This is a genomic window from Methylotuvimicrobium sp., from assembly GCF_050611805.1.
Lineage (GTDB): Bacteria > Pseudomonadota > Gammaproteobacteria > Methylococcales > Methylomonadaceae > Methylotuvimicrobium.
The window spans coordinates 97,995-114,570 of record NZ_JBNGHF010000005.1; the positions used below are offsets into that span (position 1 = coordinate 97,995).

Genomic DNA, 16,576 nt, shown 5'->3' on the forward strand with positions numbered 1-16,576 from the left:
CTTTATTTGTTACGAATATAATCATAGATATTCAGGTAATGTTGTCCCGGATATTTCCAGGAGTAATCGCAACGCATTGCATTTTTCATCAACTCCCGAAAATGATCCGGAAATTGATAATAACAATCGATCGCGCGCGACAATGCCGACTCCAGCCCATCATTGTTGTAATCCCTAAAAACATAGCCGTTGCGCTCGTGCAAGGCTTTGTGATGAGCATGGTCCTTGTCGAAGACCGTATCGGCCAAACCGCCGACCTCGCGAACAATCGGAACCGTGCCGTATTTCATCGCAATCAACTGGGTTAGACCGCAAGGTTCGAACAGGCTAGGCACGACAATCATATCCGCACCGGCATAAATCAGATGCGCCAAGCCTTCGTCGAAACCGACTTCGATATGGCAATCGGGACTCTCGTTTAAATGCCGCTTCAACTCCCAGAAATAGCTATTGATATCCCGCTCGGGACTTGAGCCTAGCAACACGAACTGAGCCCGATGGTTCAATGAATAAAACAGTGCATGACGAACCAAGTCCAACCCTTTCTGAGGATCGAGCCGTCCGACGAAAGCAATAATCGGTTTTTCATTGTCCGCTAGCAACAAGCGATCGCGTAAAGCCCGTTTATTGAGATATTTATTGTCTACTTTTTCCACAGTAAAGGGAGCGGCGATATGCGGGTCGATTTCGGGATTCCAGACATCATAATCGATCCCGTTGACCACACCACCGAACTTATAATGATGCGCATGAAGGGTCGGTTCCAAACCGAATCCTTGGCCGCCGTCTTTGGTTTCTCCGGCATAACGCGGCGATACCGTCGTAACGAAGTTGGAATAGACTATACCGCCTTTCATCAAATTCAACGCATGCGGAATCCGATTATCCAACAAGCGATCATGATGAAAATAATACTCCGGTCGATGCAGGCCCGTCGCATTCAATAAGAAGTCGCCCGTCAACCCTTGATGCTTGAAGTTATGAATCGTAAAACATACTCTCGGATGCCAGAAGCCTAAATTCTGATAGATCTCATATAAAAACACCGGCACCAATGCCGTTTGCCAGTCGTGGCAGTGAATCACATCGGGATGTTTGCCGGATTTCCAAAGAAATTCCAACGCGGCGCGGCAAAAGAACGCGTAGCGCAGCACGTCGTCATTAAAGCCGTAAATCGTGCCACGATTGAAGAAATTGTCCGGAGAGTGCGGCTCGATGAAAAAGCATTTACGGCCATGAACGAAACCGAACCAGACCGTACAATGAATATGGCCGTTATACCAGGGCACCCAAAGGTCGTCATAGGTTTTGCATAAGCCCCAAATATGATCGTAATGCATACAATCGTATTTGGGCAAAATAATCTCGACACTGTGTCCGCGCAATTCCAGTTCGCGGCTTAAACCGGTCACAACATCCGCCAAACCTCCGACCTTCGCCAGGGGCGCCAATTCCGGAGTAATCTGCACGACAAACATATGCGGGTAGTCGGGACCGGGTTGGTCGTGGTATGGCGCATGCTCGAGGTGCGACATCATGTCGGCAACGGGCTCCGGCACCGAAGACTCGGGGGGCGGCGCTATTGGCTCTGCCTTACTATAATCGGGTTGCCGCCGAAACTTTTCCGACGGCACATCGGGACTGATGGATGTCGCCTGAGCAACCTCGGGCAAAGGTGTGATAAATGCCGTATTGGGCTCCCGGTATACAGATTCGTCGCCCTTGGAAGACGTCTCGACTTGGGTTTCGCCGGCGGTACCGGACTGTTTAGGAGCGGCTTTTTCGGAAACTTGACTAGACGCTGCCCCCTTCGAAGCAACATTCTCTACCGCCGCAATCTCGTTTTGCGGAACAACAGGCAAAACCGGCGCAGGCGACAACGAATCCGCTTTCGGCTTTTCCTGCGCTGTTGTTTCTGGTGCTTTATTTTGCCGATCGGATTCAGTCGGCTGATCAGAATTTGAGTTCGCAGAATTACGCATTGGCGCCGACTTAAGTTCTTCTGCAGACTTAGTTTTCGGAGAATCCTTAACTTTTATTTCGGCTTTAGCCTTCTCTTCATCCTTCTTAGCTTGAGTCGGCGTATTGACGCTAGAGACAGTCTTGGTTTTTTCGGAAAGCTTGTTTTTAGGAGCTGCTTTCGCCTTAGGCTTAACAGGGGATTTTGCCGCATTTGCAGTTTTTGACGAGGCCTTTTTCACAGGCTCTGCTTGAGCCGGTTTTGTAGTCTGCGCTTTAGGTGAAGACTTAACTTCCGGCGCCGTTTTAGCTTTCGGAACTGTTTTAGATTTTGCTGCCGTTTCGGATTCCGAAGACAGATTAGGCTTCGGCGCATCATCTGTCTGAGTCGACTTTTCCATTTTGAAAGACTCGGCTTTAGGGTCATCGTTAACCGTCGACGCAGCAGCACTCGCCTGCTCCTCCTCCACCTCAGGCGTTAACGCCGATTGATTCTCTGTAGTCGGCTTTTCGGACGCCTTATTCGTTGTTGCTGTTTTTGTGGAGCTTCTGGTTTTAGTTGTAGTTTGCTTTGCCATAAATCAGACCTATCATGCCAATTAAAAGATATACTTTCCCGCCGCCCTTAGGATTTCGCGACAAATAACCTCCTGACTCTATGAACTGAGTAGCGAGCTCGGTAACTCACTTGACAGGATGCCCCACCATCGACACCTATCAAGCAACCAAACCAGTCTACCCTACATAAAAACTAGGGAAGTCTTATGACCGAATCCTTAGCTTAGTCTGTTGTCCGCGGTTGTGTTTTATAAGTCCGAAAATCAAGCATCGGAAAAATATCATCCATCACTTCTAACGCCGTCAAATAGTGTTCGTTTATTGTATGCGTGCGAACGCTTTCTTGCAGATAATTAAAGCGAGCCAAATGATCGAGAATACGCTTTTTAGCGTACTCGACGGTCGTCCCTGACTTCATAATGAACGGCCAATCCGAGGCCTGCGCCAATAATAACGACCGTGCCGCCTGATTCAAAGCCCGCTCCTCCAAGGACAAACGGGGGACTTGTTGAAACTCTTCGGCTAACTCCTCCATCAACATCGCCGATTTGTGTAAAACGGGATAAATCCAAGCATTGGTTTCATTGAGCCAGTATCCGGAATAGCCCTGTTCGCCCCAACTCGATGCCGAAGGCGTTGCGGTTTGCAAGTGTTGAAAACGCGACAAATAATCGCTGCCACTGACCAACTGCATTCCCGACTTATTGCCGCCAACTAGGCGTAATAAAAATTCTAACCATTGCGGCCCCTCAAACCACCAATGACCGAACAGTTCTGCGTCGTAGGGGGCCACAATAATCGGCGCTTTTCCCATCCGATAACTCAGATCGTCAAGCTGTCGTTGTCGCTTCAAATAAAAGTCTTGAGCATGTTGCCTCGCTTTCATCAATGCTTGACGTGGCCGATAAGCCGCTTTCGGGCCACCTCCTCCCGTCACTCGCTGATATTTGATGCCGACGGGCACGCGAATCGTTTCTTCCAATAAATATGGTGCGAGATAACTCTCCGGAATAGTGGAATCATAACCGATATCGCAATGATATTCACGATAGTCGCCGTCGCCTGGATACCCTTCCTGCGCACTCCAGACTTGACGCGACGATTCGGGATCACGGGCAAAAGCCGCGACTCCGTTGGCGCAGGCTATCGGCGCATAAACGCCACATTCAGCTTGCGGTCTTGCTTGAGTTAAAGCATGGCTATCCACAAAAAAATAACCCAGACCGGCTTCGTCAAGCTGTATTTCCAAGCCAGGGTAATAACCGCATTCGGGCAACCAAAATCCTTTAGGCACAAAACCGAAGCACTGTTTGAAGGTTTCAACGCCCATGTTGATCTGATTGCGCACCGCACTTTCGGAAACGTTCAGTAACGGCAAAAAACCGTGGGTAGCCGCGCAGGTAATCAATTCCAGGCCGCCTAATTCAGCCTGTTTTTTGAAAGCCGCAACTAAATCACAATCATAATCCTGCCGATAACATTGCAATGCCGCCTTGAAATTACGTCGATATAAACGAGCCAAATACTGATATTCGGCTTGCTTGCGGGTTCTGGAAATTTCCTGCTCGGCTAATCTGATTAAACCTTGCAAATGGCGAACATAGCGCTGTTGCAATAACTCATTATTCAACATCGTCAACAAGGTCGGCGATAACGACAGTGTCAGTCGATATCGCACACGATCACGATTCAAGCGCTCGCACATGTTAAGCAACGGCAAATAACACTCGGTTATCGCTTCGAATAACCAGCGCTCTTCAAAAAAATGCTCATACTCGGGATGATGTACGTAAGGCAAATGGGCATGTAATACAATGCATAAACCGCCCCTATCCATCTTAAGTACCTAAGGAACGAGCATGAAATAACTTCGACAACTGTTGGAAGGGAGCTTGGTTAGCAATTCCCAATTTGGGGATCAAAAAGGGTGTCGGAGATACTTGGCGAGGGTTTCGGCAGCATGGAGCTACCCACAAGCACCCATGAATGGGCTTGCGACATCCTGTCAAGCGAGCCATCGAACCGCCGCAAAGCCTATTACTTGTAAGAGTTATTTTGTGCATATTCCTAAGTGAGTTTTATTGCTATTCTGCAGGCAGGATATACCGGCGCTCGAATAACTATCCATATCATGAAGCTCAAATCGTTCCGCTGGGCTCGAGTGAATCGGAGACGCCGGAGAAAAGGGGATTTCTTCGACATCGGGCTCGCTTAATGTTTGCCGAATTTTAGCGTCAATATCGGCTTCATCAAAGACTAAAGGCCTTGTTAGTTCGGTCACCGGCGTCATCGCAGAAGAAGGCATACTAACAGGCAGCGAGCGAACATATACAATAAAGTCTCCATTACTGTCGCATTGACCAATCGCCGCCGTATAAATTGCGCCGGCAACCGGCAATTGAATTTTAGCATTGGCGTACGAGGATACCTCGCCGGCATCAAACCATGGACGCTGATGCTCTTGACTATCCGTCCAATCAAGCTGCCAGAACAAGCGTAATATTAACGGATTATTCTTCGCCTGCAGCAGAGGAGTAACGCCGGCAATACGCCAATAGGCATGAAGATGATAGGGATCTATCGGTAAAATAATGAGCGGAGGAAAATTAAGCGGTTCAGCCTGACTGAATTGCAAAGGATGATAGGTATGACTAATGGTTTGACTGATGTGTTGGATTTCTTGAGACGATAGAGCGAGCTTAGGGTTATGCCTGGAATGCCAATATCTCATTCATTATTTCCTGATTTCATAAAACTTTTAGCCACATCCGCAGTACTGAAAAGTAAACGTCATATCGACATGAATCATTAGAGGATTATCCTGACTGAAGCCTTAAAGTGTCAATTTAAATTATACCTTTTGCACTAAAATTTCGGCGATGCTTAAGGAGGCACCGGGGTGATCGGCAAAGGCTTTGCTTACATGGACGTATTCACCCAGCACCTAAATTCCATAGCCCATAGCCCATGCTTAACCATCTAGGATAATTTAGGTACTAGGTTCACAGCGTCCTTTAATGGTCACCCCGGCGCCGAATTTTAATCTACGATGGGCATACTCTTTTTGCCAGCTAATTTTGCTAAAAAGGTAAACCCGAACAAATCTTAGGCAAACTGCAACCGGTTTAATCTCGCCCGTAAAGTTTAATCGCACGCGCCAAACGCTGACTGTGCAATGGTAATAATTGATCCCATGTAAAACGCCACAGCCAATTCCCTTCGGTCGTACCGGGAATATTCATGCGATGTTCGGTATCTAACTCAAGAATATCCTGCATTGGAATGATAGCGAGATTCGCAACCGAAGCTAAAGCGGTTTGTATTAGCGTATAGGGCATCGAGCTGACAGGCTGACCTAAGTATTCATAAACATAAGCTTGCTCTTTCTCGCTGATCTGACGGTACCATCCTAAGGTAGTATCGTTATCGTGCGTGCCGGTATAAACAACGCTATTTTTATCCAGATTGGCCGGTAAATAAGGATTACTTGGGCCGCCGCTAAACGCGAATTGCAGAATTTTCATGCCCGGCAAAGAGAAATCGTCCCTGAGTTTTTCGACTTTATCGGTAATCACGCCTAAATCTTCCGCTACCAATGCAATAGGCCCAAACGCATCGAAAATCGTCTTTAACAAGGCGTGCCCCGGCGCCTTGACCCAGCAACCATTCATTGCCGTGGGTTCGGACACCGGAATTTCCCAGGCGGCCTCCAATCCCCTGAAATGATCGATACGAATAATATCGAACATTTCGACTTGCGTCTTGATTCGATCAAGCCACCAATGGAAGCTATTTTTTTTAAGATATGACCAGTTGTAATGCGGATTGCCCCAACGCTGCCCCGTTTCCGAAAAATAATCGGGCGGTACCCCCGCCACTACCGACATTTCGAACTGCTCATCCAGTTTAAACACCTCCGGATGAACCCAAACATCGGCGCTGTCGTAAGAAACGAAAATAGGAATATCGCCAAACAACAATACACCATGGCGCGCAGCATAATCTTTAAGTTCTTGCCACTGTGTAAAGAATACGAATTGCTCGAATTTAATCGCTTCAATTTCAGTGCTTAGGCGTCTGGAAGCTTCTTTGAGCGCCGAAATATTGCGCGATTTATACCGTTCAGGCCACTGATTCCAGCTAAGGTTATTGAATTCTTTTCTCAGCGCGATAAATAAGGCGTAATCATCCAACCAAAACTTTTTGTCGATACAAAATTTGGTAAATTCGATTTTTTCGTGTTCGGTCGCGTGAAGCTTAAAGCCATAGTAGGCGTGATTGAGTAAGCACTCCCTTGCAAATGACGGACTGCCGCCACACTCTTGACAACGCTCGCCACGGCTCAGCCAGCCTTTGTCAACCAACTTATCCAAGTCGATCAAAGCGGTATTACCTGCATGAGCGGAGATGCACTGATAGGGAGACCCATCATCGTGAGGCATGTTTAATGGCAAAGTTTGCCAAACCGTTACACCGACACTGTTTAGAAAGTCGACGAACCGATAAGCTTCCGGCCCTAAATTACCATTATCACTATTGCCTGGGAGTGAAGTAATGTGCAATAAAATTCCGGCACGGCGTCTATGTAAAATATCAATCACAAACGACTTCCCTGGCTAAACGTTTTCAATACCCGGCCTCATCGTACCGCCCATGGCGGGAGCTCCGGATCCCTGAGTGAACGATAATGCCAGATAAGCCGGCGGATCTTCTCCTAACAACAGATAGAGATTACTCAAATTCAAACGAAACTGTTTTTCAAAACTGCTTACAGCTTCCCCCGGATTGTAATCGCCGAACCACCAAAACCAATCCGATCCCTCGCAAATGGCAAGCTGATGCTCGGCAAGAGCCAACTGTTCCTCGGTCAAGCGCCCGGTAGACACGACTTTATCAAACGCCCATTTGGCATCGCCCAACATATCCCAACCCCGGTTTTTATCGACATCGCCGATCCAGGTAGAAAAAGTTCCGTATACCCAACTTCCAGCCATCAAATTCGGAAGCGACTGTATTTCAATGGCTTGGTCGAGGCATTCGGAAAATGTTGTTAGCTGAATCTCGGAGTGATGACTCAAGTGTTTATAAAGCGCGCTGAGAAAGTGATATCCGTTTTGCGGAAAATACTCCCAAGCATTTTCGCCATCCATGATAATTGATACCACCTTATCCGTAGAAGTATCATGCTTATGGATTTGCTCCAAATGATTGACCAAATCGGCAACCGCATCGTCGGCATGCCATTTGGAATATTCAAATCCAATCAAATCCGATAAACCATCGTCCCTAAAAAAACAAGGGATACCGGTTCCACTAACGCGAAACGGATGATGCGGACTCACGCTATCGATACCTGATAATCGCAAGCTGTTATGCAACACGTTACCGCCGGTCGCAGCCCAATCGAACCCGAACTCGGAGAGCATCTTCAATGTCTCGGTACTAACCGCCCCTTCTGATGGCCAGCAGCCTCTCGGGGTGAACCCGAAAAATCGCTTAAAGGTTTCGACACCGTGTTTCAGATGCCATTTCACTCTTTCCTCGCCCCCCGGATAAGTATCCAGTTCGGGAAGCGGAGCATCCGGCATTGCCTGCAATGTACTTTTAATATCGATTAACAAAGGCATAATCGGATGCGCATAAGGCGTTACCGAAAGCTCGATACGTCCTTTTCTAGCCAACGCCTTGTATCGGCATATCGCTGTGGACAATTGCTCACCGATGACTTCGACAATTTCGATCCGTTCATGCAATGTGTAGCCTGAACCTTTTGCGATCAAACGCTTAACTCTGACATCAGTCAGTTTGACACTCTCGCCCATCCAAGCCAGGTGATACCACGCCAGAAGATCGCTAATGAACTGAGAATTCATATAACTCAACGCATCATGATTCTGCTCCATCCATTCGGCCATTTTGACCAATTTCTGGAAAGTCGGATATCTCCCGATCTGCCTCTCTCGATTGGCACGCATGCAATCCTTGACTAGTTTTAGCCGTGCATCGGGATCCGAGGGAATCGATGGAGCAACCAGTGCCGCCAACAACGGATCCTTAAATGAGATGCGATCATGCAGATAGCGACCCACTTGCCTCGCATAATCCTCGATTTGCTCTAGAAGGATCGGGGCAAAATTAACGACCGCTTTGGCTTCTGGCGCCGCTTCAAGGTGAGCGATCATGTCGACATAATCTTTCATGACGTGCAAATAAGTCCAAGGCAGTTGAAATTCGCCGGTTTGCAAATCACGATACTCTGGCTGATGCATGTGCCAACATATCACCAGCTTCAGTTTTTTATCTGACATAGTGCCTACTCTGTCCTAACATATCCGGGGTGACCAATACGACTCCCCCCGGGCTGACATGAAATCTTTTTTTATCGTCCTCGATGTTCTCACCGATTACCGTGCCTTGAGGGACTTCGCAACCTTTCTCGATGATTGCCTTGGTAATTCGGCAATGCCGTGCAATATTAACTTCAGGGAGCACCACGGCATCTTGTAATGTCGTGTAAGAATTAACCCGGACATTGGAAAATAACAATGAGTGCCTAACCTTAGCGCCGGAAATAACGCAACCGCCGGATACCATCGAATCGACCGCCTGCCCTCTTCTTTTGTCGTCGTCGAAGACGAATTTTGCCGGCGGCGTTTGTTCTTGATAGGTCCAAATCGGCCAGGTTTTATCGTATAAATTCAAATCGGGCTTGACGCCGATTAATTCCATATTTGCCGCCCAGTAGGCATCTATCGTCCCCACATCGCGCCAATAACTTTGATCACCTTGCAAATTCAGGAACGGATAGGCACTGACCCTGTATTTTTCGATAACCGCAGGAATAATATCCTTGCCGAAATCCCGATTTGAGCCTTTGGTATCGGCATCTTTGATCAACTGTTCGAATAAAAATGCCGCATTGAATACATAAATACCCATCGAAGCCAAAGCCTTATCCGGCTTACCCGGCATCGATGGGGGATTGGCGGGTTTTTCGACAAACGCTTTTACCCGTCGGTTTTGATCGACGTCCATGACTCCGAACTCGGTCGCCTCTTCTAGAGTCACCTCGAGGCAACCAATGGTCAAATCGGCATTATTGGCCACATGATCGGCAAGCATTTCGCCGTAATCCATTTTATAAATATGATCGCCGGCCAATATCAGAACATACTCCGGCCGGCGAGTTCGAAGAATGTCGATATTCTGATAAACCGCATCGGCTGTTCCCTCATACCAAGACGTTTCGAGGCGTTGTTGAGCCGGCATCAAATCGACATATTCACCGAATTCGCCGCGTAAAAAACCCCAGCCTTGTTGAATATGTCGAATCAAAGAATCGGCTTTGTATTGCGTTAAAATGCCGATTTTCCGGATTCCGGAATTAATGCAATTGGATAGCGGAAAGTCGACAATCCTGAATTTTCCGCCAAAAGGAACCGCCGGTTTGGCGCGCCAATCAGTCATATTTTTTAACCGTGAGCCGCGGCCGCCCGCAAGAATCAAGGCAATTGTATTTCTAGTTAGATGACTGACGAACCTGTCTTGAGGTTGGTTGATTGACTCTGACATTTTAATCCCCTTCTGGAATTGACTATTACATCTGTTGCTTAGGTGGTAACATTCCGATAAAAATCATTCTACTACATTGAGGCGTTTCGAAGTGAAAAAGCAATCCAATATGCCGCTGTGTGATGATTTATGCAAAATCATTGAAGCCAAACATCACGATCCTTTTTCCGTTTTAGGTCGACTCAGCGATAACAACCTGAACAAGGTAAGTCCGACCAAAATAAGGCTCTATTTGCCTTACGCCGATTCGGTCCGTTTTGCTGAGAAAGGCCCTGAAATACTTCGACTCGCAGAAACTGACTTTTTTGAATATACCGCTCAGCCCGGCGAATTACCAGAACATTATCAAATTTCTTGGATCGACAAAGAAGGCCAACAACACACCGATTACGACCCTTATGACTTTCCCGAGCAATTGCCGGAATTCGATCGTCATTTGTTCGGCGAAGGCAAGCATTGGCATATCTACCAAAAACTTGGCGCGCATCGACACAACATCGACGGAATCGATGGCGTATTATTTACCGTCTGGGCCCCGAACGCGGCGCGCGTTAGCGTGGTCGGCGATTTTAACCGCTGGGACGGTCGCTGTCACTTAATGCGGGTGCTAGGCAACAGCGGGATCTGGGAGCTTTTTATTCCGAGTCTCGACGCGGGCTGTTTATATAAATTCGAAATACTGAACCGTCAAAGCCAAGAAATTTTAATTAAAACAGATCCTTATGCCCAGCAATATGAGCATCGCCCTAAAACCGCTTCGATCGTCGTCAAAGAAGAAGCCTATCAATGGCAAGATGCGAAATGGATGACCTATCGCAAAACCCGCGACTGGCTACACGAACCGATGTCGATTTACGAAGTGCATTTAGGCTCGTGGCAACGGGACGATGCCGGCAATTTCTTGAATTACCGAGAGATCGCGAAACAGTTAATCCAATACGTCAAAGACATGGGCTTTACCCATATCGAATTATTGCCTATCACAGAGCATCCTTTCGATGCGTCTTGGGGTTACCAATCAACGGGTTACTTCGCCCCGACTAGTCGGCATGGGACGCCCGACGATTTCAGGTACTTTATCGACCTCTTCCATCAAAATAATATCGGCATTATTTTAGACTGGGTCCCCGCGCATTTTCCGAAGGACTTTTTCGCACTGGCTCGGTTTGACGGTAGCGCGCTCTATGAGCACGAAGACCCCCGCAAAGGCGAGCATAGAGATTGGGGCACCCTGATCTTTAACTTCGGCCGCAACGAAGTTAAAAATTTCTTACTGGCGAGCGCGATATTTTGGCTTGAAGAATTTCACCTTGACGGCCTTAGGGTCGACGCCGTCGCATCAATGCTTTATTTGGATTATTCCCGCGATGAAAACGACTGGATTCCCAATATGTATGGCGGCAACGAAAATCTCGAGGCAATCGCTTTTTTGCGAGAACTCAATACCGTAACCCATGAACAACACCCCGGTACGGTCATGATGGCAGAAGAATCGACCGCATGGCCTCAGGTAACCCGCCCGACTTGGACAGGAGGCCTCGGTTTTTCGATGAAATGGAACATGGGCTGGATGCACGACATTCTCGATTATATAAGCCGCGACCCGATACACAGGCGTTATCACCACGATCAACTGACCTTCGGCTTACTTTATGCCTTTACCGAAAATTTCGTCCTCCCGTTTTCTCACGATGAAGTCGTTCACGGCAAAGGCTCGTTACTCAACAGAATGCCGGGAGACGAATGGCGTAAATTTGCGAATTTGCGCCTACTTTATACCTTGATGTTTACCTACCCGGGTAAAAAATTATTGTTTATGGGCACTGAGTTCGGGCAAGGCACCGAATGGAATTTCAACCAACCCTTAGATTGGTATCTACTTCAGCATCCTCAACACCAAGGCTTGCAAACTTTGGTCAAAGATCTTAATCATTTGTATAAAAACCACCCCGCACTTCACCAATACGACTTCAATCACAGCGGCTTTGACTGGATCGATTGCCATGATGTCGAACAATCGGTTATCAGCTACCGCCGCAAAGGCACCAATGATGATTTGATCATCATACTTAATTTCACACCGATTGTGAGAGAAAACTATCATATCGGCGTGCCTTCCGAAGGGGTTTATTTTGAAATCTTTAATTCAGACTCTGCCTATTATGAAGGCAGCAACGTCGGCAACCGCGAGATACTTTCGAAACCGGAGCCTTGGATGGGACACCAACAATCGATATACTTGACTTTACCTCCGCTAGGCGGAATCATCTTGACGCGGCAAACGAAAGTTATAAACAACTCTGCTCCCTAAATAGAGTCCTGTTTGAGAAAGAAAACACAGCGTGCCGTTGCGCATCGCAAATTAACTGACGACTTGCCTAGCTTATAGAAAATTCGCTTCGATATTTATGCGTGATAGGCGCACCTACGGGCAAAATATCCGCCAAATAGAGCTGCCGCAGCCCCAAAAATGAACTTAACCCAACCTTAACATCTGCCGAACATAAGCTGTTGAATATTATGACAAAATTAATATTTCGGCATTACAAAGCCATTTTCGGTACATTTTTTTATCCTTATGATTCAATAGCATATCCCGTAGACACTACATTTGTTTAAAGCTGGTTTAAACTGATTCTTCAATAAAGCCGGACGATTCTACTACAGCAGACAGTGAGCCAATAAACCCTCAATCGACTATTTTGGTGAAATATACCTCGATAAACTTAATTCCTTGATATGCCTAGAACCGAATTTTGACTGCCATTAAATTTAATTATGAAACGAATTCTTTTTGTTACCAGTGAAGCACATCCTTTAATAAAAACCGGCGGCTTGGCAGATGTTTCAAGCAGCTTACCTAAGGCTTTGGCGGATCTAGGCCAAGATATCCGTATCATCATACCCAACTATCAAGCTATAAAAAAAACCGAAAACGTCCAACATCGGTGTACGTTGAGAATCAATAATTGCGATGTCAATATTCTCGAAACCCGCTTGCCGGATTCGAAAGTGATTGTATGGCTGATCGATTGCCCCCAGTTTTTTGACTACCCGGGCAATCCATATCACGATGAATACGGTAATGCCTGGGCAAACAGTGCCGATCGCTTTTCGCTGTTCTGCCGCATAACCGTGGAAGTCGCGATGAACAGAGCCTACTTAGATTGGAAACCGGAAATCGTCCACTGCAACGACTGGCAAAGCGGCCTGGTTCCCGCCTTGTTAACGCTGGAATACAATCGCCCGGCAACCATTTTTACGATTCATAACATGGCCTATCAAGGGATTTTTCCTTATTCGACCTACAATGCGCTTAATCTTCCAAGACAGCTTTGGAATCCAAATGCACTTGAGTATTACGGCAACATGTCGTTTTTAAAAGGCGGCATTGCTTGTTCCGATCGAGTAACGACGGTAAGTCCGACCTATGCCAAAGAAATTCAATCATCCGAGTTTGGTTACGGGCTAGAAGGCTTGTTAACCCATCGCAAGGAATTTCTAAGCGGTATACTCAACGGAACCGACAATGACTGGAATCCTGAATTCGACAGCAATATCGTCCAGCGCTACAACCATAAAACGCTCCATCACAAACAAACCAATAAGGCCGCATTACAAGAACGCCTCTCACTGCCTCTCGAGCCGTCCATTCCCATTTTCGGATTAATTAGCCGTTTGGTTGAACAAAAAGGTATCGACTTGCTATTAGAATGCTTGCCGGAATTATTAAGTATGCCAGTACAATTTGTCTTACTCGGTAGCGGCAACAAAAGCTTCGAACAACGTTTATATAATTTTGCCGAAGCCTACCCTGAAAAAATGTCTATTACTATCGGCTACGATGAACAATTGGCTCATTGGATAGAAGCGGGAAGCGATATTTTTTTGATGCCATCGCGCTTCGAGCCCTGCGGATTAAACCAAATGTATAGTCAACGCTATGGAACTTTGCCGATCGTAAGGAAAACCGGCGGCCTTGCAGATACGGTAGTCGATGCTCTACCCCATACGATTGACAACAAAACGGCAACCGGAATTACCTTCAATGAATCGACCCCCAGTTCGCTTCTGGAAGCCATCAAACGCGCGTTGATTTTATATAGGGTCCCGGAAATTTGGACACAACTGCAAACCAATGCCATGAAGAAAGACTTTTCGTGGAATAGTAGCGCTAAACAGTATTTATCGCTCTATGATCATTTATAACTCGATTAAGGGTTTGGTCGTAAATATACCCATCGTAGATGAAAATTCGGCCTTGGGGTGCCCGCCAAAGGACGCCGTAAACCCAGCACCTAAATACCATAGCCTATTGGCCATGATTGATTACATAGATAATTTAGGTGCTGGGTAAATACGTCCATGTAGGCTCTATGCCAGCTCCATGCTGGCAAAGCCTTTACCGAGCACCCCAAGGCCTCCTGCGATAATGCCGAAATTTGAAGTGCGAAAGGTATAACTTCCCTGTTTTATGGAGGGCTCGGTAACTCGATTGGCAGGTGTCGGCGGCAGGACAGATTTTTTGCTCCTCGGCAATTGCTGAGTAACTCACAAAACCCTTAAGCCAATTCTTTACATTTAAGCTTTTCCGGGTCCTTGCTATCTAACCGAGACATACGCTTTTTTCGCCGACGCGCATTATTCGCTCTTTTCTTGTTTGAATTAGCGTTTATTTTTTTGATATCCAGTTTTTGCCGTTGAATCTCAATCGTTTTCAAATGTTGAAAAATATCCTCCGGCATGCCTTCCGGTAATTCCACAATAGTGAATTCGTTTCGTATATCGACAAGGCGAATCATTTTCCTTTCGACACCGGATTCATCGACCAACACATCTTTGATTATCTCTTTCGACGCGCCATGTTTATGACCGACCGACAACCGATAACGAACCATTTTGGGTATAACGGAAACTATGTCCGAAATAGACGAATCCAAAACATTCGTTTCCGGCATCATTCGCATGCCGCCTTCAAGCTGTTGCAGATGCAACAAAGCAGCTGCGCAATCCAATAACCCCAGGTTTAATTCATCCAGTATTTGCTGAAGCATTTGTCGCTCTTCGTGCAATGCTTGCGTTTCGATAACCCGCCTTAAACACTGTATTATCCTGTCTTCCTTAAGTCTCATTCAGGTCTCGATGCCAATCCTGCGATTATCGTGCTAAACGTGAATTTAAAGCAAACCTCATCGAATCAAAGCCTATCATGAAATACCTCAACATAAGCTTCATCGCGCAAACGCCGCAGCCATAATTCGGTTTCTTCTTCAATCTTACGTTTACGAATCGCTTCTCTTACTTGTTCCTTTTTGTAGTCCTCACTATCGTCTTGCTGCTTTCTACCGAGCACCTGTATCAGATGCCAACCGAATTGCGTTTGAACCGGTTTACTAATTTCGTCGATCGCCAATGCATTCATCGCCTTTTCGAACTCGGGAACCAACGCACCGGGCGCCACCCAATCCAAACTTCCACCATTAAGTGCGGACCCTTTATCATCGGAATGTGCTCTGGCCAGCGCATCGAAACTATCGCCATCGGCAATTCTGCGCTTTAAGTTATTCAGTCTTTTTTTCGCTTCGTCGTCGTCAATCAGCTCATTGGTTTTGATCAGTATGTGACGAACATGCGTCTTAGTCACAATATGCTGCTGATCGCCGCCTTTGAGCTCTAGCATTTTTATGACATGGAAGCCGCTGGGACTTCGAATCGGGTCCGAAACATCGCCCTGCTTCAGGTCGCCGACCTCATCGACAAATAAAGTGGGCACCTGATTAATCGAGCGCCAACCTAAATCGCCTCCGGTCAAGGCTTCGCTGCTGTCGGATCGACTCATCGCCACCTGCACGAAATCCCGCCCGCCCCGTAAATCCTGAATAATTTCCTCGGCTTTTTGTTTGGCTTTCTGTATCACTGACGACGAAGCGCCTTCCGGAATGGCCACCAGAATATGCCCTAAATGGTATTGAGTGGCTTCGCCGCCGAGTTTACTTTCGGTTTCGAGAAAATGCTCGACTTCCCGATCGCTAACATTAACGCGACTGCCGATTTCTCTGCCCCGCAACTGATTAATGATGACTTCGTTACGCAGGTTTTCCAAAAAACTGCGATAAGAAATCGACTGTTTTTCCAGTTCGACACGAAATTCTGCCGGCGTCATATTATTTCTGCGCGCGATGTCTGCCGCGGCACTAGCCAACATTTCATCATTCAAGGCGATGCCGGACCTTTCTGCCAGCTGCCGCTGCAGCTTTTCGATAATCAATTTTTCAAGCACTTGCTTGCGCAAAATATACGACGGCGGCACTACCGCGTTACTGGCTTTGATGCGTTGCGCGATGACATCGACTTCCGCTTGCAACTCGCCATCGAGAATCACATCATCTTCGACAATTGCAACGATACGATCCAGTGTCTGCGAAAAAACCGGGACGGAAATACTGATTACTGCGATCAAAACGCCGCTGATAAAATGCTTTTTCAT

10 protein-coding genes are annotated in these 16,576 nt (G+C 46.9%); 2 read left to right on the forward strand and 8 right to left on the reverse strand.

Going from position 1 to position 16,576, the window contains the following annotated elements; translation table 11 throughout:
- Positions 1 to 2: 2 nt before the first annotated feature.
- The 6 genes from glgA (ACRJJO_RS04365) to glgC all read right to left on the reverse strand — a co-directional run bounded on the left by glgA (ACRJJO_RS04365) (position 3) and on the right by glgC (position 10,089).
- On the reverse strand, positions 3 to 2,537 hold the full coding sequence (gene glgA / locus ACRJJO_RS04365) for a glycogen synthase GlgA (RefSeq protein ID WP_431064690.1): 2,535 nt from the start codon (positions 2,535 to 2,537) through the stop codon (positions 3 to 5).
- Between the two features lie 203 nt (positions 2,538 to 2,740).
- A complete protein-coding gene (locus ACRJJO_RS04370; protein WP_431064691.1) occupies positions 2,741 to 4,354 on the reverse strand; it encodes a glycoside hydrolase family 57 protein in 1,614 nt (537 codons plus the stop codon).
- A gap of 213 nt (positions 4,355 to 4,567) precedes the next feature.
- Positions 4,568 to 5,248, reverse strand: a complete 681-nt coding sequence (locus ACRJJO_RS04375; RefSeq protein WP_431064692.1) for a DUF4912 domain-containing protein — start codon at positions 5,246 to 5,248, stop codon at positions 4,568 to 4,570.
- A gap of 394 nt (positions 5,249 to 5,642) precedes the next feature.
- On the reverse strand, positions 5,643 to 7,118 hold the full coding sequence (gene malQ, locus ACRJJO_RS04380) for a 4-alpha-glucanotransferase (RefSeq protein ID WP_431064693.1): 1,476 nt from the start codon (positions 7,116 to 7,118) through the stop codon (positions 5,643 to 5,645).
- A 15-nt stretch (positions 7,119 to 7,133) separates the two neighbouring features.
- Positions 7,134 to 8,825: a glycoside hydrolase gene (locus ACRJJO_RS04385; protein WP_404359766.1), complete on the reverse strand. Its 1,692-nt coding sequence runs from the start codon at positions 8,823 to 8,825 to the stop codon at positions 7,134 to 7,136.
- On the reverse strand, positions 8,815 to 10,089 hold the full coding sequence (gene glgC, locus ACRJJO_RS04390; RefSeq protein WP_404359764.1) for a glucose-1-phosphate adenylyltransferase: 1,275 nt from the start codon (positions 10,087 to 10,089) through the stop codon (positions 8,815 to 8,817). Before glgC ends, ACRJJO_RS04385 begins: the two co-directional genes overlap by 11 nt.
- Positions 10,090 to 10,180: 91 nt before the next feature.
- On the opposite strand from glgC, the gene glgB reads away from it, so the two are divergent.
- Together glgB and glgA (ACRJJO_RS04400) are read left to right on the forward strand one after the other, a co-directional pair.
- On the forward strand, positions 10,181 to 12,400 hold the full coding sequence (glgB, locus tag ACRJJO_RS04395; protein WP_431064694.1) for a 1,4-alpha-glucan branching protein GlgB: 2,220 nt from the start codon (positions 10,181 to 10,183) through the stop codon (positions 12,398 to 12,400).
- A gap of 467 nt (positions 12,401 to 12,867) precedes the next feature.
- The gene (gene glgA, locus ACRJJO_RS04400; RefSeq protein ID WP_431064695.1) at positions 12,868 to 14,298 is read left to right on the forward strand and encodes a glycogen synthase GlgA; all 1,431 of its coding nucleotides are present in this window, start codon (positions 12,868 to 12,870) and stop codon (positions 14,296 to 14,298) included.
- Positions 14,299 to 14,651: 353 nt separating this feature from the next.
- Here the strand turns inward: glgA (ACRJJO_RS04400) and ACRJJO_RS04405 are convergent, their stop codons facing one another.
- Positions 14,652 to 15,221 (reverse strand): DbpA RNA binding domain-containing protein, encoded by a 570-nt coding sequence (locus ACRJJO_RS04405; protein ID WP_431064696.1) that lies wholly within the window; start codon positions 15,219 to 15,221, stop codon positions 14,652 to 14,654.
- 65 nt (positions 15,222 to 15,286) lie between these two features.
- Complete coding sequence (locus tag ACRJJO_RS04410) at positions 15,287 to 16,576, reverse strand: peptidylprolyl isomerase (protein WP_431064697.1); 1,290 nt, start codon at positions 16,574 to 16,576, stop codon at positions 15,287 to 15,289.